The sequence below is a fragment of the Vibrio sp. HA2012 genome (genome assembly GCF_002812955.1).
Taxonomy (GTDB): domain Bacteria; phylum Pseudomonadota; class Gammaproteobacteria; order Enterobacterales; family Vibrionaceae; genus Vibrio.
Genome location: NZ_PFXK01000001.1, coordinates 302,046 through 320,847, shown reverse-complemented (window position 1 = coordinate 320,847; position 18,802 = coordinate 302,046). Strand labels below are relative to the sequence as shown.

Annotated in this window: 31 protein-coding genes; 6 read left to right on the top strand and 25 right to left on the bottom strand. The window is 43.6% G+C overall.

The genetic code is table 11. From position 1 onward, the window contains the following. Positions 1 to 44 precede the first annotated feature (44 nt). The 12 genes from CSW98_RS01495 to CSW98_RS01445 all read right to left on the bottom strand — a co-directional run bounded on the left by CSW98_RS01495 (position 45) and on the right by CSW98_RS01445 (position 6,567). On the bottom strand, positions 45 to 242 hold the full coding sequence (locus CSW98_RS01495) for a hypothetical protein (protein ID WP_100798676.1): 198 nt from the start codon (positions 240 to 242) through the stop codon (positions 45 to 47). Then, complete coding sequence (locus CSW98_RS01490; RefSeq protein WP_100798675.1) at positions 239 to 1,219, bottom strand: LamG-like jellyroll fold domain-containing protein; 981 nt, start codon at positions 1,217 to 1,219, stop codon at positions 239 to 241. The genes CSW98_RS01495 and CSW98_RS01490 overlap by 4 nt, the downstream gene beginning before the upstream one ends. A gap of 2 nt (positions 1,220 to 1,221) precedes the next feature. Continuing rightward, positions 1,222 to 1,512, bottom strand: coding sequence for a hypothetical protein (locus tag CSW98_RS01485; RefSeq protein WP_100798674.1), 291 nt, complete (start codon positions 1,510 to 1,512; stop codon positions 1,222 to 1,224). Continuing rightward, complete coding sequence (locus tag CSW98_RS01480) at positions 1,505 to 2,386, bottom strand: terminase (protein WP_100798673.1); 882 nt, start codon at positions 2,384 to 2,386, stop codon at positions 1,505 to 1,507. The genes CSW98_RS01485 and CSW98_RS01480 overlap by 8 nt, the downstream gene beginning before the upstream one ends. Next, positions 2,373 to 2,786, bottom strand: coding sequence for a hypothetical protein (locus tag CSW98_RS17490; protein WP_157810311.1), 414 nt, complete (start codon positions 2,784 to 2,786; stop codon positions 2,373 to 2,375). Before CSW98_RS17490 ends, CSW98_RS01480 begins: the two co-directional genes overlap by 14 nt. Positions 2,787 to 2,852: 66 nt before the next feature. Then, entirely contained in the window at positions 2,853 to 3,137 is a 285-nt protein-coding gene (gene lysC, locus CSW98_RS17850; RefSeq protein WP_443083641.1) for an Rz1-like lysis system protein LysC, read from the bottom strand. Next, positions 3,046 to 3,378 carry a hypothetical protein gene (locus tag CSW98_RS17485; protein ID WP_157810310.1) on the bottom strand — a complete coding sequence of 111 codons (333 nt, stop codon included), beginning with the start codon at positions 3,376 to 3,378 and terminating at the stop codon, positions 3,046 to 3,048. The genes lysC and CSW98_RS17485 overlap by 92 nt, the downstream gene beginning before the upstream one ends. Next, complete coding sequence (locus tag CSW98_RS01470; RefSeq protein WP_100798672.1) at positions 3,371 to 3,895, bottom strand: glycoside hydrolase family protein; 525 nt, start codon at positions 3,893 to 3,895, stop codon at positions 3,371 to 3,373. The genes CSW98_RS17485 and CSW98_RS01470 overlap by 8 nt, the downstream gene beginning before the upstream one ends. Further along, positions 3,892 to 4,098, bottom strand: a complete 207-nt coding sequence (locus CSW98_RS01465; RefSeq protein ID WP_100798671.1) for a hypothetical protein — start codon at positions 4,096 to 4,098, stop codon at positions 3,892 to 3,894. Before CSW98_RS01465 ends, CSW98_RS01470 begins: the two co-directional genes overlap by 4 nt. A 168-nt stretch (positions 4,099 to 4,266) precedes the next feature. Then, complete coding sequence (locus CSW98_RS01460; protein WP_100798670.1) at positions 4,267 to 4,731, bottom strand: acyltransferase; 465 nt, start codon at positions 4,729 to 4,731, stop codon at positions 4,267 to 4,269. Between the two features lie 140 nt (positions 4,732 to 4,871). Next, positions 4,872 to 5,210, bottom strand: coding sequence for a hypothetical protein (locus tag CSW98_RS01455; RefSeq protein ID WP_100798669.1), 339 nt, complete (start codon positions 5,208 to 5,210; stop codon positions 4,872 to 4,874). 700 nt (positions 5,211 to 5,910) lie between these two features. Further along, positions 5,911 to 6,567, bottom strand: a complete 657-nt coding sequence (locus tag CSW98_RS01445) for a DUF8453 domain-containing protein (RefSeq protein WP_100798667.1) — start codon at positions 6,565 to 6,567, stop codon at positions 5,911 to 5,913. Between the two features lie 694 nt (positions 6,568 to 7,261). Here CSW98_RS01445 and CSW98_RS01440 point away from each other — a divergent pair. Continuing rightward, positions 7,262 to 7,600 (top strand): cell envelope integrity TolA C-terminal domain-containing protein, encoded by a 339-nt coding sequence (locus CSW98_RS01440; RefSeq protein WP_157810309.1) that lies wholly within the window; start codon positions 7,262 to 7,264, stop codon positions 7,598 to 7,600. Here CSW98_RS01440 and CSW98_RS01435 read toward each other — a convergent pair. The 13 genes from CSW98_RS01435 to CSW98_RS01380 are packed head-to-tail and all read right to left on the bottom strand — an operon-like array spanning position 7,590 to position 14,061. Then, positions 7,590 to 8,783 (bottom strand): tyrosine-type recombinase/integrase, encoded by a 1,194-nt coding sequence (locus tag CSW98_RS01435; RefSeq protein WP_100798665.1) that lies wholly within the window; start codon positions 8,781 to 8,783, stop codon positions 7,590 to 7,592. The two genes, CSW98_RS01440 and CSW98_RS01435, sit on opposite strands and share 11 nt — an antisense overlap. Before the next feature lie 13 nt (positions 8,784 to 8,796). Beyond that, positions 8,797 to 9,099 carry a DUF4406 domain-containing protein gene (locus CSW98_RS01430; RefSeq protein ID WP_100798664.1) on the bottom strand — a complete coding sequence of 101 codons (303 nt, stop codon included), beginning with the start codon at positions 9,097 to 9,099 and terminating at the stop codon, positions 8,797 to 8,799. A 14-nt stretch (positions 9,100 to 9,113) separates the two neighbouring features. After that, positions 9,114 to 9,902: a TIGR02642 family protein gene (locus CSW98_RS01425; RefSeq protein WP_100798663.1), complete on the bottom strand. Its 789-nt coding sequence runs from the start codon at positions 9,900 to 9,902 to the stop codon at positions 9,114 to 9,116. Then, complete coding sequence (locus CSW98_RS01420) at positions 9,899 to 10,369, bottom strand: VRR-NUC domain-containing protein (protein ID WP_100798662.1); 471 nt, start codon at positions 10,367 to 10,369, stop codon at positions 9,899 to 9,901. The genes CSW98_RS01425 and CSW98_RS01420 overlap by 4 nt, the downstream gene beginning before the upstream one ends. 36 nt (positions 10,370 to 10,405) lie before the next feature. Further along, a complete protein-coding gene (locus tag CSW98_RS01415; protein WP_100798661.1) occupies positions 10,406 to 10,618 on the bottom strand; it encodes a hypothetical protein in 213 nt (70 codons plus the stop codon). Then, the gene (locus CSW98_RS01410; protein WP_198517253.1) at positions 10,615 to 10,968 is read right to left on the bottom strand and encodes a hypothetical protein; all 354 of its coding nucleotides are present in this window, start codon (positions 10,966 to 10,968) and stop codon (positions 10,615 to 10,617) included. The genes CSW98_RS01415 and CSW98_RS01410 overlap by 4 nt, the downstream gene beginning before the upstream one ends. Further along, a complete protein-coding gene (locus CSW98_RS17595; RefSeq protein WP_198517252.1) occupies positions 10,965 to 11,348 on the bottom strand; it encodes a hypothetical protein in 384 nt (127 codons plus the stop codon). Before CSW98_RS17595 ends, CSW98_RS01410 begins: the two co-directional genes overlap by 4 nt. A gap of 6 nt (positions 11,349 to 11,354) precedes the next feature. Beyond that, entirely contained in the window at positions 11,355 to 11,996 is a 642-nt protein-coding gene (locus tag CSW98_RS01405) for a DUF6475 domain-containing protein (protein WP_100798660.1), read from the bottom strand. Between the two features lie 6 nt (positions 11,997 to 12,002). Beyond that, entirely contained in the window at positions 12,003 to 12,833 is an 831-nt protein-coding gene (locus CSW98_RS01400; protein ID WP_100798659.1) for a phage replication initiator YdaU family protein, read from the bottom strand. Beyond that, positions 12,830 to 13,210, bottom strand: a complete 381-nt coding sequence (locus CSW98_RS01395) for an HNH endonuclease (RefSeq protein ID WP_157810308.1) — start codon at positions 13,208 to 13,210, stop codon at positions 12,830 to 12,832. The genes CSW98_RS01400 and CSW98_RS01395 overlap by 4 nt, the downstream gene beginning before the upstream one ends. A 1-nt stretch (position 13,211) precedes the next feature. Then, complete coding sequence (locus CSW98_RS01390) at positions 13,212 to 13,436, bottom strand: hypothetical protein (protein ID WP_100798657.1); 225 nt, start codon at positions 13,434 to 13,436, stop codon at positions 13,212 to 13,214. Positions 13,437 to 13,438: 2 nt separating this feature from the next. After that, positions 13,439 to 13,831, bottom strand: a complete 393-nt coding sequence (locus CSW98_RS01385; RefSeq protein WP_100798656.1) for a hypothetical protein — start codon at positions 13,829 to 13,831, stop codon at positions 13,439 to 13,441. Further along, the gene (locus tag CSW98_RS01380) at positions 13,828 to 14,061 is read right to left on the bottom strand and encodes a hypothetical protein (protein WP_198517251.1); all 234 of its coding nucleotides are present in this window, start codon (positions 14,059 to 14,061) and stop codon (positions 13,828 to 13,830) included. Before CSW98_RS01380 ends, CSW98_RS01385 begins: the two co-directional genes overlap by 4 nt. Before the next feature lie 118 nt (positions 14,062 to 14,179). On the opposite strand from CSW98_RS01380, the gene CSW98_RS01375 reads away from it, so the two are divergent. The 5 genes from CSW98_RS01375 (at position 14,180) to yejK (ending at position 18,763) form a co-directional block, all read left to right on the top strand. Further along, on the top strand, positions 14,180 to 14,860 hold the full coding sequence (locus CSW98_RS01375) for a S24 family peptidase (RefSeq protein WP_100798655.1): 681 nt from the start codon (positions 14,180 to 14,182) through the stop codon (positions 14,858 to 14,860). 620 nt (positions 14,861 to 15,480) lie between these two features. Beyond that, entirely contained in the window at positions 15,481 to 15,960 is a 480-nt protein-coding gene (locus CSW98_RS01370) for a helix-turn-helix domain-containing protein (RefSeq protein WP_100798654.1), read from the top strand. A gap of 27 nt (positions 15,961 to 15,987) precedes the next feature. After that, on the top strand, positions 15,988 to 16,563 hold the full coding sequence (locus CSW98_RS01365; protein WP_100798653.1) for a hypothetical protein: 576 nt from the start codon (positions 15,988 to 15,990) through the stop codon (positions 16,561 to 16,563). A gap of 821 nt (positions 16,564 to 17,384) precedes the next feature. Then, positions 17,385 to 17,681, top strand: a complete 297-nt coding sequence (locus tag CSW98_RS01355; RefSeq protein ID WP_100798651.1) for a hypothetical protein — start codon at positions 17,385 to 17,387, stop codon at positions 17,679 to 17,681. An 80-nt stretch (positions 17,682 to 17,761) separates the two neighbouring features. Continuing rightward, complete coding sequence (gene yejK / locus CSW98_RS01350; protein ID WP_100798650.1) at positions 17,762 to 18,763, top strand: nucleoid-associated protein YejK; 1,002 nt, start codon at positions 17,762 to 17,764, stop codon at positions 18,761 to 18,763. The last annotated feature ends 39 nt before the right edge of the window (positions 18,764 to 18,802 follow it).

The following is an 18,802-nucleotide window of genomic DNA, read 5'->3' as shown; positions in this document are numbered from 1 at the left end:
TTTATACATTACCAGTTTAAGCATAGTTAACTTTTCCCTGATGTCTAATTGTCTTCCGGCTGAGGCCAGTTTGCATGTTTGTACGCGTTCATTTCTGTTTCGGTCATAGCTCCTTCCCCACAGATCAGGTATTCAGTTTTATCTGGATTATGTGGTGCACTCGGATATCTGATGTCATAGCCTACATAACTTTCTGTAGATACGTATTCCTCAGCAGACACTATCTTATATTGTAAACTCATGATGGTAGCCCTTGATTCCAGAGAGAGTCCTGATAATTATTAATCTGACCTGATGTGGTTTCTTTAATTGAGATGTTATCAAACCACGCAGACCCTAGAGCATTACCTCCATGCAACCTGATAGTTACAGCACTATCTACAGCAGTAAATACTCCAGTATTTAATCCATCTTCTCTTATTTCTAATAAGATATCCCCAGCAAGTGACCGAACCTGTAAGTAAGCAAAGATATCACCTCGATTAACTTCCCCACTGAACAGATAAGATTTCCCTGCCTCTACAGAGACTAATTGAATTGATGAAGTATATGTTGCACTTTGTGTAAGCTGTAGCCGGCCATCGTCCCAAGACACCACAGCATTAATTCCACCGTCTGACCATTCTTCAACGTTTTCATCAAACGTACCATTAATAACAAGCTCATCTCCATCAGGATTCAGGCTATCAGCAACAATTATCCCGGCTCCCTCATTCAATTTATAGACTCGCTCACCATTTAAGCTGACATCATATAGATAGAAACTCCCATACACCGAAGTGCCATTAGAACCAAATAGATTAATATATGTATCTGCAGTCGGAATTGTTTCTGAGTATTCTTCAATACCATTCACTTTCACTGAACACGTTGTATCTGTGATTGTTACTTCAACATAATGAATAATACCGCTAGTGAATACGGACTTTTCTGTGAAATTCGAATTGTTATCACTTTGGTTTGCTCGTATGTTGAATCTGCCGCTATAAGAGATTACAAACCTTGACGCGTATCCCTCTGTATTTCCGTACATATAGTGTGACGTAGTAGAAGATACATCGTCAAAATAGACATAAAACGATATTGTTCTTGTTCCGCTCATTACAACGGGAGCAAACTGAACATATGAATTACCGTCAAAATACAGATATGACCGCATCTGTGCAGTGATAAGATTCAGCTTAAACAAGTTATCCCGGGTTCTTATCGCAACAGGCATGATTAAGACTCAACTGCCGGAGTGACGGAGAACTCAACACCCACATTCTCAGCCCTGCCGTAAAGATAACCCGTATTTGCACCGAGCCCGAAGTAGACAAAAGATTTACAGCTTTCGCTTAGCTCATCCATTTCAGGGGCATTGTCATCAGGCATGGCGCTGGCTTGAGTGATTTTCAGGATCCCGCCACGAATATGTCGCAAAGACCCTTTATCCTCACCATTTGTTAATTTAACCCAGCCATCTGCTGGACCAATAATATTCTTCGTTGTATTACCCATAAATTCACTCACTCATTAACCCTGTCTTACCCATAGATTGGATATCAGAAACAATGCTACTAACCGGGGTATCATCACCCTTGCCTTCGCTCTGCAGTTTGTCTGCTTCAAGCGCCAACTTTCTCGCTGCTGCTTTTATTCGTTTTGTATCCTGAATGATTTTTTCCTTGTTCACCGCATCAATCTGAAGAGACGATAACGTTTTAGTCATCGACTCCACCTTGTTCATCAGAAAGCCGATGCCCTGCTGTGTTTTGTTCAGATTGTCATACAGTGAAATGCGTTCATCCATTGACCTCGCATTGCGCAAATCCTCACTAATCATCTCGGCATATTCGATAGCAGATTGAAGCTGCGTTCTCGCTAACATCAACTCATCATCAAGTGTTGCTATCTCGCTAAAATCAAAGAATACCTGCTTGGTGTCTGGAAAAAGCCTTGCATAAATACCGCCTTTCCTCTGCAACTGATTGCCCGGCTCAAACGAATAACTTGGCTTTGGATTGCCCGGACAGCCAATTGATACCGTATTACCCGGCAGGAAAAGGCCTTTCTCGTCACGCTGCGGCTTGTCGGCTTTGTGATTCTCTGAATCTCTGGCGGTAGAGTTGGAGCTATCAGATTTGTCTTGCTGTGATTTTTCCCCTAGAACCTTTTTCTTTTCTGGCTTCGCTTTATTCTGCGCACTTTGCGCACTTTTAGATTGCGCAGTTTGTTTTTGCGCACTTTGCGCATTATCGTTTTGCGCAGTGCGCACTTTGATATAACGTCTTGCGCTTTGGTAATTCAGCCCCTTTGCTTCGCACCAGTCTTTTGCACTCGTACCATATTTATCATGGTCATGTTCAAACTGAGCTTGTAATGCTGTCCAGTCATTCTTTGCCATGCTTAACCGCTAACTCTCTACTTAACTCGCCTTCTACAACCACATCACCAATTAAAGGCCTGTGAGAAGTGCGTACTGTTATTCTTCTACCGGAATTTAAGACCACTCTTGCCGATTTGCCGTTGTATCCGATTACGTTGGTAACTCTTCCGGTTTTATTCATACTTATTTCATTGCTTCGATAACGTGAGAAACAGCCGTAATCACTGAGGACAAACCGAAAGCAAAGAACACCATCCAGATTAAAATGAACCGCCAGTTGACTAACTTTTCGCTCATGATTCGAATTTCCTGAATTAATTTGATAAAATATTCCATAAGTCCTCGTTACTCCAATAACGGTGGATATAGAAAAACCCAAAGTGCGCCAACACTCTGGGTTTTTTGTTTTCTTAAACATAATCGAGGTCCATCCGAAAATGAGCCTCTGTTATGCCAAAGTTAATTAATGCGCTATTCCTGAACACTAACCAGAGTCTTCCCGCTGTTTTCGCCATTTCAGATACTCATCAGCTTGAGTGGCGCATTCACCCAATGCCGATTTGAGTTTGGGAATATCTTCTGTCACCACTTCTGGCCAGGTGCCGATTACGGCTGGCTTAGCACAGGGAACTATCAGCCCTGCCGGCGGCAATATGAATTCTTTCTGGACAACAATCTCAGTAGGACTTGCGCAGCTCGTCAGTAACGGACTGAGGAATAATGCAGCTGATATTGCGCATATCGCTTTGAAGCTTCTTGATTTGGTCATTAAGGACTTTCTCCTGTTTGGCTGAGCGTGTTGCTCTTTCAGTGAGAAGTTGATTCATGTACTCACGTTCCTGTGAATACTGATTGATGATGTTTACTTGCATGGCCGACTGGAGCTGTATTTGCGCGACTTCTTTGGTTAATTCATCGTTTTTCGCGCTTGTACGTGAAATCTGAAAAGTTAGCAGAGCAATTATGCTCAGAATTAACGCTGCTGCAGCTACAGTGATGTATTTACTCACCGGAAAGCACCTGTTTATCGGTTTTAGCGTGACCAAGCAGAGATAACGCTTCTCTTACTGACAGCTCTCCAGTGCACAATCTGGTTTCAATATCCCGACGAATAACAATGCCGTAGCAGCTGTTCTCTCTCAGGCGGCAGTCCTTGCCAGCCGCATACACCCAACGATTGAATTCTCCGCACGCATACTCGTTACGCTGTAGCTTTTTATAAAGCGTCGATCGCTCTAATGCTCCGGTGTTGTAATTAAAATCAAGTGCAGCAATATGGACGTTTGGGGAAAGCTGGTAATTAAGCGTTTCTAATGGCTCATTGTGATAGCTGAGTGATACTGCCAGCATCTGGGCGCATTGGGTGTCGGTAAAGCTATCGTCTGACCTTATTCCGTCCGTCTCACCATAGCATGCCGTATAAACACCACCGATATCCTGATACGCAACGTTCCGCTTACCTTCAAGCGCCCCCGTTACTGCAATGGCACCAAACAGAACCGTACCGATGAGTTTATTGAATCTCATTGGTCGAAGTTCACTCCCTGCTCACGCGCTATCTTCTCAATCGCCTTCTTGTGCCGATAATTAATCACCAACATGATGATCCCTAGCACCAAACTACTGAGAAATTGCCACCATTCAACCGACATCGTTGATAACCAAGCTCCGCAAGCACTAATCAGATAAACAAACCATGCGGTTATCTTGTCCGATAGATGATCGTTCATTTCTAAACCCCATAAACGCAAAAAGCCCCGTCCGGAAGACGAGGCTTTACATGATGGGATGATATTGCCGCAGTTTTCGGCAGAAAGCAATTCTGTGTTAAGAGGAATGAATCAGATTAAAATGCCAAGCGTTGCGAATCACTCTTAAACGCTTTGTTAGGTTTGTACTCAAGGCAAGTCGCGTAACTTTCTAGCTGGATTACCAGCGTAAATACCTTTCTCTGTAATGTCTTTAGTTACAACACTACCTGCACCAATGACCACATCACTACAAATGTTGACAGACAACACTGTAGCATTTGACCCGATTGTCACATTGTTAGCGATAACTGTGCGTCCCCAATTATCTGGATTTGGGTCAGGTTGACCACTTTTGAAAAGATCATTGGCAAACATGACACCATGACCAATGAAGCAGTCACTTCCAATAGTGACGTACTCACAGATAAAGCTATGAGATTGGATTTTAGTACGCTCGCCAATAATTGAGTTTTTCTGTATTTCAACAAACGGTCCAACAAACACACCAGTTCTCAGCTCGCAGCCATAAACATTAGCAGGCTCAATAATAGTGACACCTTCACCACAGGTAACATCTTTCACTTGAACCTTCAAAATTCGTGGATTGGCCATTTTACCTCCGAAAACCTAACGCCGCATTAAGGGGTGAACAACGCCACCACCCAAACTAAACCATTGTGCCGTAAACACTTAAGCTAATTCAAACCAAAACTGCCAAGCGTTGTGAATCCCTCTTGAATGCTTTGTTAAGTTTATTTTTCAGCGTCTTTGGCACCATTGATGTGGTTATGAATTTCTATTTTGAGGTTATTGCTGTTTCCAGATACTTCTATGCCGTTAATCTTAATACTATTGTTCGATTTTTTACCTTTCAGCTTGTCATAGAGCCAAGCTGAAAACAGACTCAAAGCGACTGAACTGCCTGAAGTAACAATAAAGGTTAGCACTTGATTTGATGCAGCCATTACCTCTGGGTCTGCACAGTCGGTAAAGTTGATTCGTTGACCAACTTGAAGGTCATCAATTTTCAAGTTTCTTAACTCGTTTGCTAATTCTCGATCGACAAACTTCAGTTCAAAATCTCGTGCCATTATCAAATTTCCTCTTATTAACTTAACGCCCAATTAAGGGGTGAGTAACGCAACACCGACGTCGCCGCAAGCCACCTTAACCACTAAAATTAACGCATAGTAAAAATGCCACGCGTTACGAATCCCTCTTGAATTGTTTGTTAGTACGCTGTCCCTAAAGCCTTTGGCACACGCCAAGATATTGAAATATAGCATGAAACTTGTGGTTTAAAACGCTGAAGCTAAAGGGACAACTGCCAAACTAAAACTCAATCTCAAAACGTAAGCTGGCTAGAAGAAAACCATGCCAAACTGCCCTTGTTCACTGTTTTTAAATTAACAAAGGATACAGGCTTCGAAACTAAACAGCAGCGCCAGAGAAAAGCATTTCTGACTCACAAAACCAACCACACCAAAGAAGCCGCACCAGAGAAAAAACCAGAAAGTTAGAAACCGTAAACGGTGAAGTTACAACAAACTCTACACATATAGTGCCACCGGAAAGAACGTGAAAGGCACATTTGAACAGGTGTAAAGCTAGGAAAAGAAACCGATAAACTCCGGAAATTTTACCTTTGATGCCAATCCAGTACTAACGCCCAATTAAGGTGTGAAGCACGCAGCCACTACACTTAATACAACCACCGTAAACACCTAATTTGACCCAAACCAAAAATGCCACGCGTGCTGAATCACTCTTAAATTGTTTGTTAGCACATTTTTAGTCACTGTTGCCCTTATGTTTCTGTACCCGTGCCTCCTCTAGCCTGTTTGCTTCAATGATATTTACCAACCCGGTTACATCCTTATTGAGCCTAGAAACACTATTACTGACACCATCAATTGAGTTAACTATTTTTAGAAGGTATGGCTTATTTACAAATCCAGGTAAGCTGCCATAAGGTTTAACATCAAGTTTATATTCGTCTCGAAAAACTGCTTTTCCATCTAGGTTTCTCCACTCTAGTGCAACTGAGAATGGCGGTAATGGCTTACGTTCACTGCCATTTTTTGGCTTAAAAAGCTGGTAACCTATTGCAAACAAAACCGAGATTTTCTCACCTTGAGGTATCAGGGTAAGTGGTCCCCTTTTTTCTGTACAATCAAGAATCAGATCGTAATTAGTGAAGTCAGACTCCTCACCTTTAAATTGAATATAAACATCACGAGCTGGACCAGTTCCTACATTCGCAACCGATATATTTAATCCACCAGTTCCATCAGGATGAGGTTCAAAATATGCAACTAACTTTGGTTCAGAACCAGCTTTTCTCAGTAGCCTATTTTCTCTCCAGAGAAAAACTGTTAAAACAGCAATTGCTACAGTAGACAGTCCACTCAAAATTGTTGAAATATCAATTAGTAATTCTACTTCCATCTAATCCACCGTAGTTGTCATAAATGTGCTAACGCTTCTTATACCGATTCATTCCATCTAACACACAGCCAATCATGCCATCATAAATGATGATATACAAAGAGAATCATATAATCACCACACATAGATCACTGGACATTACCGTTTACATTATCTGCCACATAAAAAACCCCACCGAAAAGGCAGGGTTCAGATTCAAGCAAAGCGGATATCAGTTCAACTTGGCAAATGCCTGAGCCAGCTACACCTTGAGGCGTTCAATAAGATCCGATGGACAAAGATACAATGTTGTTCGTCCATCTTTGGTTGACAGCAATAACTTCATTTTCACTAAAGCATTAAGATATGAACGTGCCGTATTTTCAGCAATACCATATGTATTTAATCGTGGATTGCGAGTGAGTTTTAATGAATCTTTCGGGCAAAGAGGGGGGGAACAGTCATATCGAAGTAGGAAAATAATAAATAATTATTGTCCTCTGTGATAAAACCACAAAACCAGCCTTATCCCTTAACCAGTATGGGTTTGGGCTGAATGGGTAAATATCTGTATCTCGGTAATGTCTCGGTGAGAAGCATTTAAAAGAAAGGAATTTTGATAGTGAACCAGACTACGTTTGGTTATCATCAGATATCAAAATAGATGCGTCCAAATTTGGACACATCGCCACACAACTTAAACAATAGAATCCACATGAAAGCGAGAATCACCACTCCACTTATATTGCTATGCTCTTCGATTGCGTATGCTGACACCACGCCTGATCCGGTAAAAATTCAGCGGTATATGGCTGTCTATAACCAGATTATTGATCGTAAGTTAGATGATGTTTCTGCGTTTAAAGGGAATGCATGCGAGTTGACGGTATATCTGACCAGAGAGGGTCACGTAGAATATGTGGATATGGAGAATCAGGGAGAGCTGTGTCGAAAAGCATTCAATGCTGTTTGGAGTATTAACCGCTTTCCTTTACCTGCAGATTGGAAAATTGCCAGAGAACTGACGAAGTTCAGAGAAACTATCAGACCATAAAAAGCTCACCCTTATCACTCAGCCAAGCGTGATACTTCTCTAATGCCGCCGACTTTTGTTTTTCAGCGAAAGTATGAATATAAGCCTGATCCAATTTACTCATTGCATGGTTCAGCAGCATTTCACCAACCATGTAATCAATGCTTAAGTCCATCCAGACAGTTCGGGCTACTTTCCTTAGGGAGTGACTACGCCAGTCGCCTCCGCTGATATCGCGGATCCACTCATTTGCTACGTTATTACTGACAGAGCCACGCTTAAGGTTATTCGGGAACAGGAACGCGCCCGTATAACCATGCTCCTTTTGCCACTGCCGGTACTTCCGCAGAATATTAACAGCCATCAGCGTCAAAGGCAGTTCATGCGCTCGCTTGGTTTTCGTGTTCTTTGCTGGAATATGCCAGCGTCCGGTTTCAAAACTAATCTGATCCCACTTTGCCAGTCTGGTTTCACCAATACGGGTACCATGCAGCAGCATCAGTAAACTCAGCATTTGACCCGGCTTAGGTACAGACTGAATCTGCCCTAACACGGCAGGGATCTGATACGGATGAATCTCTGTCGTTTTAGCGGCAATGGCCTGGTCGATAAAATCACTGAATTGATAGCCACCGATAGGATTCACCGTAATATGCTTTAACTTATGAGCACGCTTCATGGCCTGCTTGAGTACATTCCAGACAGAACGCACAGTCGCGGTGGAATAGCTCTCCTGCATCGCCCAGAACAGAAGTTCATCCAGCTCCGCATGATTCACGTCATTCAGGCTCATCATGCCAATGCGGGGAAGCAGGTGCCGGTTTATCGCCCATCGAATTGTACTGCGGCGGGAGCGGCCTAAATTGCTGTCTGTTCTGCTTCGGTCACGGTACCAGGTCAATAGATCAGCCAGGGTTATAAAATCTTCACTGACTGAATCCGCTTCTGGCTCTACAGCTAATCTGGCTGAGATATCCGGCAACATAGCAATCACCTCTTTAGCGCCCAACTGGTCCCAGCTCCCGATCTTTCGCCAAATCTCCCGGCCTTTAACGCACTTATAAAAATACCAATTGCCGGTTTTACGATTTTTCCCATATCGAAACCGCAATGGGTAACGAGGATCACGCAACTGAGTAACAGCTTCATTGGAAGACAGCCGGCGGATAGCAGCATCAGAAAAGCTGACGACATGAGTAGCCATTGTCTATCTTCCCCTACGCAACCAGAGACAGCTGAGTTTCAGCGCACAGCAGCTGAAGGCCAATCTTCTTACCGTAATGATACTCAGCCACAGCACCTTCCGACTTTTCCCAACCCGGTAGGAAGTGAATAGCATCTGCCGCCCGGATCATAGCGAAACAAATATCCATGTATTCTGGTTGGCTCAAGCCATCAGGCAATGTAGCCGGATTTAAAACATAATGCCCTTGCTCATTCAGAGCCTCCGCTTTTTTATGAAAAGCAGCACGGTTAAAGTTTTCATAGCCCGTCATTGGGCCCGCAATATAGATTTTCATTGTTATTCCTTAGGCTACGCAGCTCTTTCCTCATGCAACCGCTTCCCCAGCACTCTTGCTGTTTCATCATGCTCCTGATGAAACCGAGACAGCAATGCTTCAAACTGCGGTTTAATTTCTCTATTCCAAAGCTTATCCGATACCCGGGCAATCCCGGTTTTTCTCAGGTGCTGACGAACATTTTCAGCTTTCGGTGCAAAATGTCCGAAACCACCACATTCATTACAGCATTGACCTGACGCACTCAAACCACTTCCGGAACATTTCGGACATTGAAAACTTTCCCGCGTTTTTTCCGTTGCCCATACATGCAACCGGGATTTTTCTTTTTCAATCAACCTCTCAAGCTCATTCACTTCTTTCATATTCTGCTTCTGTCTGAATTCAGTATCAGCAAACTGCCGGTTAAGAAAATCAATCTTCGTCTGATATCGTTTAACCAGACGGTCACTCCGGTGTCCTTGTGCGCTATGTCGTTTCCATAGAGAAATCAGCTTGCGCTCCTGATCTGCAGTCGGCTTTCCGCAAAAGACAGCCAAAGCAACCAGTCCCACCTGAAACATAAGTTCTGGCCGGGATGAACTTTTAGACCACCCCATAATCCATGTTTCTACTCTGCGCATGGCTTGCAGATCATCCAGCCATCGAGCGCTAATCAAATCACAACCAAGGGGTTGCTGATGCTGAACTGCACCCATCGCTGCCATAATTACATCTCCGGTTAATACCTGTCGGCCACGCTGCAGAGTTGGCGTTTTCTCCAAGTGCATACGAATAAACAATTCAATTGCCTTATCGCTCATGCTGCGTCCCCTCCAAGGTCTAATGTTTCAGTAAGGTAATCAGTAATCAGCTGCTTCATTTCTTCCGCGCTGTAACAATATGCAAACAGATATTCCTGACTCCTCAGGCGTCTTTCCCACTTTCGCTGATCATCCGTAATGCTAGGCCGGTACTGCTCAGGGGCTTTCATTTCGATTCGTAAACCATGGAAACCACAACGAGCCACATCCAGAATGTAATCCGGATAACCCTTCTGACCACCAAGCCGGTGAAAGTCTGATTTCGCTTTCTGGCCGCGCTTAGCTTCATTCATCACATGAGTCAAAAAGTCACCCACGACAACACCGGCAATTTTCGTTTTGCGAGCCCAACGGATTACATCAGCACACTCTTCCGCCTCAGGTTCTCTGCGCTTCTTCTTCAGCTTCCCGTTTTTCTCATCCAGTCGGCCCAGTGCTTTCGTAATGTCATAGATATCTGCGTCCATAATTACCTCAGAAATTCATTAACTGATGTACAGCCATTATTTGTCCTCCCAGTGCTCACGCTCATCATCTTTGCCAGACTGAGAAAAAACATAAGCAAGATAGAACACCACACACATAGCGATATACAACGCAATAGATTTAATGCTGGTATACCGGAAGTAATCGAACACAGAATTAATCACATACCCGATAACCACAGCCAGAAGCGCACACAATGCCGCGATGATGGTAGTTTTAATCAGTTTCATGCTACCACCCCGATCATTTCCGCCACTCGCTTAATTGACACAGCTGGCAGCAGGCGATAACGCCAAACCTGCTTGCCCTCTACCACTTCCATCGTCTTCTGTTTCACCAAACCATGCCGACAGGGGCTGACTTCGCGAATGCGAGCAGATATAGCCGCCTGAGTATCCAGGCTCATTTTGTAACCGGAGTTTTCTCGCTTTTTTGCTAGTTCGATATCACGGATACGGGCTTCGATTTCACGCAGAGTTAAATACTGATACCCAGCCAGCACGTTGATCACCCGACCCATTTGGCCGTTCCAGTTAATGCGCTTATACGCCGCACTGTTCTTCCAGTGTTCTAAACTCATGCGGCCTCCTGTGCCGTTACTTTCAGACTACCCATATCCCGATCCCAATGGTGAAAAATGTGCTTACTGGGGTGTTTCCCGCGATCACACCGGTAATCATGTTCCAGCCATGCAAGGCAAATCTTAATGGTTGGATAAAACTGATACGCATACAGCCGGATCCCGCGAGAAAGCGCAAATTCAGACAGCTTCTCTGCGTGTTTTTTACTGGCAGATCTGGCTCCAAAGTTCGCTACCAGTCCCTTTGAAACATTTAAATGCTCAGCAATACTCGTATAGACTTCAGCACGTTGGCCGGGGATATGCCTCGTCAAAGCCTTAAATGCATTACAGGCCAGTTGTTCGCGCATATGTTCAATTTCGTTAGTCGTAAATTCCATTGGTCGTTACCTCGCGTTAATCGCACTGCTGATAGAGACTACGTTTGATTTGTTACTCATTATTTTTAGAGGCTGGTTTTGTTCTTCTCCTCCACGATATACAAGCTTGCAGCCTTCTCTGTTCCCGACAGCAAGTGGCGGATCGACATCAAACCCCGTTGCTACATTTTGAATTTCTGAAATCCCAGCAAGAACCTTCGGGTAACTCATGGGAGGATTAAACAAATATGTGCGATACCGGTTTTCGAATTCTTTTTGTCGAAATGACAGTTCTTCCTTATCGCCCATACACACCCCTGACCACCCCCCCATATCATTCACAATTGCATGGATTAGCGGATCATCGAAGACAACAGAGTTGTAGGCACCAACACTAGAAATGGCCTTGTTAACCTTATTCCAGGCAATGATTGCTCTGTCTTTAGATGTACCGCCAAGAAGCCTGACTACATCAGCTGGCTTTGGTGCAAACTGTCCGTTATCCGGGTTTCTTCGGTGCATTGAAAGTGCCTGTCTAACCGCTTCCAAATCAAAGTGAGAAAGGTCTTCCCACCAAATCTCAAGCAGTGAAGGAGTAAGTTCAAATCGATACAAGCTAAGCGTATCTGATAGCACCTGCGCAAAACTTTGTTTCTGGTCGTTAGTCACTGGTCATTACTCCCCTTGCTCAAATGTTCTTCCACCAATCCAGTCATCAATAGCTTGACGATTACGGCCTTCCAGAGAAGCCTGGCGGTTATGTATTGGGATTGCGACGTCCACCTTTTGGATCCATTCAATTTCAAATCCCTGCCAACCCCGCTCAACACAAATACCAAGCACATCATCGACACTCATTCCCAGCTCATCACGAGCACGTTCCAGCTTTGGTGCAAGCCGGTTAATTACGGTCTGAGTGATTGGGGCTCGTTTTTTATCTCGGACAGTTTTCCAGTCTGTGAAAATTTGCTCACTTGGTTCAGAGGGCCAGCCTGAAAAGTCGAGAGTGCTTTTTTGTTTATTTTTTTTATTACTAATACTGGTATTTTGATCTGATATACTTATTGTCGTGATTTTTTTCACGGCTAGGTCGTGATCTTTTTCACTACCAGTCGTGATATTTTTCACGGCTCTATCATCTTCTGATTCAGAGGTCGTGATTTTTTTCACGGCTTTATTTTCGCCGTTATTTGGATTGGTTTTATTCCATTCCTTGCCCTTTTCAGTAATGCAGATATAAGGCATATTTCGCACTGTTACACGCTCAATAAGTCCCGCTTTTTCGAGTGCAATAAAGTGTCTTTTCAGCGTGTCCGGCTTATCAAAAATGAGTGGGATTTCTTCAAGAATTTTGTTTTTAGCCGCCCAGTAATATGGCTTACCATCTACAATCTCAAACTTAGCCCACGACTGAATTTCGTATAGGCAGCTAAACAGCGCTGCCTGTTGATAACTAATTCCCCATTCAAGAGATTTAGATTGGTTGATTAATAGAGTGAATCTCATTTCAACTCACCCCTTTTCTCAAAGTGAAAAACAACCGACTCTCTCGGAAATTGCTCTCGAAGATTTGTGCTATTTAACATCCAAGTTAACTGGCTAATCGAAAAACCATTCTCAACTACAATATCTTTCCACGTTTTCCACTCTCTGAATTCAGAAAGAGTTTTTGTATTCTTACTGCCATTACAGGTTCGACAGGCCGGTATCAGATTATCAATGTCGTGTTTGCCTCCTCTGGAAACAGGAACGACATGATCTACTGTGAATGAATTTGGTTTTGGCGATGGCTCAATATCTAAAGCGGTACCACAGTATCCGCAATGCCCATTAGTCTTATTCCATACAGCAAGCCTTTTCGCCCAACTGATTGATCTCGCCATATCAATACACCCCCATTGGCGTAGCATGGATGTATGCGCCACTTAGCCCCTCAGTAAGAATTTGTTGCTCGCGGTCAATTTTGTTTAATTTAGCCAACAATGACGCACGAACCTGATCATGACGGAGGCCGCGTCGCTTCGCGGTCTCATCAATAACCAGTTCAACAAACTCCGAACCCAGTTCTATTTCGTCTTGGAATAAGTTTTTAAACGGATCCGGTTTCATGACTATCTCCCTACCATTGAATGAACGTCAGAATCAGGCTGAACCCGGGTATATTCACCCTCAATAGGTTCACTGGTTTTAGTTCGTGCATAGATTTCATCGAAAAATGACAGACGAGTACCATTGGTGTAATTCCAACGACGCATCACCTCATCACACAATGCCTGATCATCAGCAAGCAAATCGATAATCGCCTCAACAAACAAGGCATTGCTCAGTACAGCACGAGAAACCCCCATCGTGCTGGCCAAAGAATTAATGAAATCGCCTTCGTCAGCGGTAAAGCGCTGCTTAATCTGAGTATTCCGGACTTCACGGATACTCAGCCCTTCTTTTCCTACGGTGCGGTTCTTACTCAACTGGTTAAGCCGCTCTTTGATGTGAGTAATTTTCATTGGTCGTTTACCTCTGGTTTGGTTAATTCGAGAGACAGCCCCTCGTAATTCTTCCCGTAATGGCTAGGATGGTAGGTATACGGGATGGTTGGATCTAAATGGCAGAGCAAAGCGATATTTTCAGGCACTCTTTGCTTTAGGTAAGCAGCTCGCTTCAAACCAAAAGCTCTGGCTATATTCGCCTCGGTTCCAAACCGATTTAATAAAATTTGAAACAAATTGATTTTCATACGAACCCTCCACACCCAAGAGTAAATATATTTACACTAAATGTAAATATCACGACGTAAGGAAAATCTATTTAATTGTGTAAGAATAATTACATCTAAAATTTTAAGTGACTTGAATATGGATTTAGGTGAGAGATTAAAGTACAGGCGTGAATCGTTAGGCTTAACGCAATCAATTCTAGAAAGTAAGGTTAGAAAAATAGACCCAAGCATCAACTTCACCAGAATAACCTTGAGTCAATTGGAAAATGCCACTCAAAAGAGCATGAGAGACAAATTACTACTAGCTCTATCTAAAGCCCTAGACTGTCGTCCAGATTGGCTGGTATATGGCATCGAACCAATTTCAGCCAATGATACAACGAAAACAAATTATAATGTCGAACCGGGTCCAGACGTACATCAAATGGTTCCTGAAATTAACTGGGTTCAAGCGGGATCATGGACGACTGTTTCTGACAACACTCCCTTAGACCAAGCTGATTATCACCCTTGTCCAGTAAAATGCTCTCCTCTCACATTTGCCTTAAGAGTGAAAGGAGACTCAATGCTTACCCGCTTTGAAGACGGTGATTTAATTTATGTAGATCCGGAAAAATTAGAACCGAAAAGCGGACAATTTATTGTGGCATTATTGGAAGACAGTAACGAAGCTACCTTTAAACAATTTCTCGAATTGGATGGACGGAAAATGCTGAAAGCACTAAACCCTGACTATCCCGCAGAGCTACGTTTTCTTTCAATCAACGGAAATTGCCGCGTTGTTGGTACAGTAGTCAGCCATGTAAAACCCGTTTAATAACCCTCCACTTACAAACTCCCCTGACTACTTAAAAGCCCTTAAATAGGGCTTTTTTATTCATATAACACTCATAACCTAACGGAATAAATGTGATTCAGATCTCGTTTCACTAAAATTGTAAATTTATTTACTCTCGTCAGGTTGATCTATTTACGTAAAATAACTTACATTAGCCACATCAGTTACGCAGTCCCTCAGACTCTCGCTGATGTGCTCTTTAATAAACCGAACCATGAACGACTACCCGGACTATCCGGTTAGGTCACTCCGAGTAACCCAGTGACGGAGGACAGAAATTCACTGAAATAGACTTGCATGCCTCTTACGGCGACCGGGTATCAGATTCCCCAGATAAGGAACCAACGTTTGGAAGAACCAGACGGCTGATATAGCTGATATGGCTTAACCGAGAGAATGACCCGTAATGCATACAACCCCGCCCGTCTCGGCGGTGAGGTAGAGACAAAATAGGCTTTGGAAACAGAGTCGATTTGAAAGCTCTTTGGTATAGATAGATCTGCATGTTTGGTTTATTCAGGTTCGTTACCAAAACTTTCTGCACATTTTGGTCGATGTGTGGAATACACTAAAGAGCTTTCAAATTAACAGGAGGAATTATGGAAACTATTGGAGATCGCTTCCGCATTGCACGCGAAGCAACAGGGTTAACTCAAGATGGAATGGCTGAAGCTCTTAAACAAGTGGATCCGTCACTGAATCCAACAAGAATGAATATTTCTCATTTAGAGAATAACGTAATTTCTTCCATGAAAGATCGCTTGTTGATGGCTTCATGTAAGCTCCTCTGCTGCTCCCCCGAATGGTTAGTTTATGGCGATGGCGAGCCAGTGTTTGAAAAAGTTGAGCCTGAACAGGAAGGCGATTCGCCAACAGAAGTTTCGGTGATAACAAGTAATCAACCGCTTTCGCTTCATGTTTGGCGCTCGATTGAAGCAAAAGCAAAAGCTGTAGCAGACTCAATTGAACACGAAGGCCTTTATTTGCATAGCAGAAACCTGGCAAGAGTGAATGATACTGAAGCGTTTAACCTAAACACCTTGGTGTCAATGCTTTACGAAGAAGAAAGCCTGACTTAACGGGCTTATTTGTTACTAGGGGAGATTATGATTCCATTCATAGAGCAGCGGTTCCTATTTAGCGAGCCACGGAAAACCATCCGCTACCGAGATTATGACAAGTTACTTGAAGCCATAGCCTCGCTGATTGAACCAGAGAAGCCTGAGTCCTTTTTAAGCGTAACGCTTTGCTTGGCCGGACGATTTAATAGCTTGGTTGTGGCGGGGTTTGCAGCTTTTACAAAGGTTGCTAGTCGCGATGATTGTCATATCCATAGACAGCTTGACTTGCTCATGGATGGCGGGATTAATTGGACCAAAGAATACACTACATGGAAAGATGTTCCTGTGGAGCTTTTGGGCATTGAACTGATTTCTGGTGATATTGATGAGATTCTCGGGGAAGTTAAAAAACGGGAAAATGATTTCTCTTTCATTAGTTTCACAAGCGACATTAACAAACGCCTAATGCCGCCAAGTGAGTTTGATAACTGGTTAAAAGAAAACCTTGTTTGCTCCAACTTTAAAAATGCCGATTGGCACCAAGCTCAACAAGACGATCATGAGTTATCTCTTCCTCCGTTAGTTCATAGCGTTCTAGATGCTTTTGATACTGACTCTTAATTGCTTCGGATACCCAAATGGTTTTAACGACTATTGGGCTTTCCGGGTCGGACGTATCGACAGAATAGACATGCGGCCCACTAGGGGAAAATACCGTGAAAGCAGCATCAGATTGCCAAGGGAATGGATTAGTTCCATCTGGCTTATAAGTAAATCTAAACATTTTCATAATTTTAAGCACCTTTGCTGGTTTTGTAAGTTAGCGTTTCCAATACTAACTCAGGTGCTTATCCAAATCATATACCCGAGTGGGATGCAAAAGACGGTGTCGCTGGCATGAACGTAATCCGTGCCTTAAAAAAGGAAGCTGAAGCCCGGAAGTGATCGGGACGTAGATTAGCAGCAATATTTTGCCGGAATGAGCCCTGACCTCCTTAACGGGGTGATCATTATGACAAGCGGAAAGACGCGAATCGTTATGTAGCCTAACTACCTGCATAGCGTTGGCGCTCAGGAACTAGACTGAGATCATTTCCTACAGCGTAGTAATCCACTGCTCTGTAGGAAGTGTTAATCACTTCACCTAGCCAACGTTGTTTGAATCGCCCCTTACCTTCTTTGTTTGGGGCGTCTTTTCCCGAATTCCGAATTATGCCCCTTGGTTTTAAAAGAACGCTGGTCTTTACCATATTTCGCCTCTGGAGGAGGTCGAGGGGCTTCAATTTTCTCTGCCGTATGAACCAAAAAGCCCAGCACTAAGGCTGGGCTATCGGGGCGCTAACCGACCAAAGTTCACGCCAGAGGTAACGACCATCCTAACGACCAAGCAAGGAAGGTCAAGACAGCAACGACCAAGAAGCCATCTACAAAGGAGATCATACATGAAAACTCAGGCAGCGCAAAATCTCTCTACAAGTCCGACACTTCACGCCATTCACTCGCCAGAAAGCAACCTGAATGCCATTGATGATTTTATCGCCCAGAACGGAAAAACAGCGCTAGTTCGTCAGGGTGAATTTATCGGCTTTACCTGGGGCCACTTCACTAATTTTGTCAGAGCAAAAAGAAGCGACCCAACCTGCCACCTACACGATGTAGATAACTTCCTGGATGATTTTTTGGATCAGGAAGAAGTTATCTACCGAACCAAGCAGTATTTATCCGGCGCTGTGCGCTAACCAGTACCAACAACCAATAAAGGAACGTCAATGATGAAAACACACATCATGTTAGATCTGGAAACAATAGGTAACGACCAATGACCATATCGATATCCAATGCAATACTTCATCAGATCGACACAAACGATGTAGACGAACTGATCGTTAACTACCGCTCTGACCCTCTTCCTGATAATGCCGCAACTGAAGCTCTGGTTTCAGAGCTGCATCGCGCCTACAGCGCAAAGGCCGGTAAAGGCTTCGGACTATTCCTATCCGACAGTGAATTTAAAATCGGGTTACAGCAACTCAGAAATAACCAAATTGGCTTTCTGCAGTTCACCAGCACTAACGCTGAGCGCCTTAAAGACGAGCTATGTAAATACCCTTTCGCGGATACTGGCGTATTGGTATTTGCTGAATATCGCAGCCTGGCGACTGAATATCTGTTTGTAGCCATCATTCCATCAATTCAGGGGCTGCAAGTAGATACTCAGCTCGATGTAGGCGCAACAGACCATCTTGATGTGGCCGCCATGACCATTGCCGCCAGAATAGACCTGACAACTTTTGAAACTGATCCAGATTCCAATCGTTATATCAGCTTCCTGAAAGGACGAGTAGGCCGCAAAGTAGCTGACTTCTTCTTTGATTTCCTCCAGATAGAAAGCGGTCTGGATGTTAAGGCACAGAATCAGGTTCTGGTACAGGCTATTGAAGATTTCATTGCTGACGACCAGTTGGACAAGGAAGAAAGTCTCTCTCTAAGGAAACAGGTTAAAGACTACTGCAAAGATCAGCTTTCTGCAGGTGAAGAGATTGTTATTACCGAGCTGTCTGGAGAAATCCCAGCAAGTGAAAGCGGAGTAACATTCCAGCAGTATACCGAACAACAGGGTTACGAGCTGGAGCCTACCTTCCCTACCGACAAACCCACCATTGAAAAACTGGACAAGTTTAAAGGCTGTGGAGGCGGACTAACCATATCCTTTGATGCCATCATTCTTGGTGAGCGCATTTTCTATGAACCGGAAACAGATACGTTGACCATTAAAGGCACTCCACCAAACCTGAGAGATCAACTAATCCGCAGAGTGTAAGCAATGACCAAAGCTGAACGCGCTCGGCTCATCAAGTTA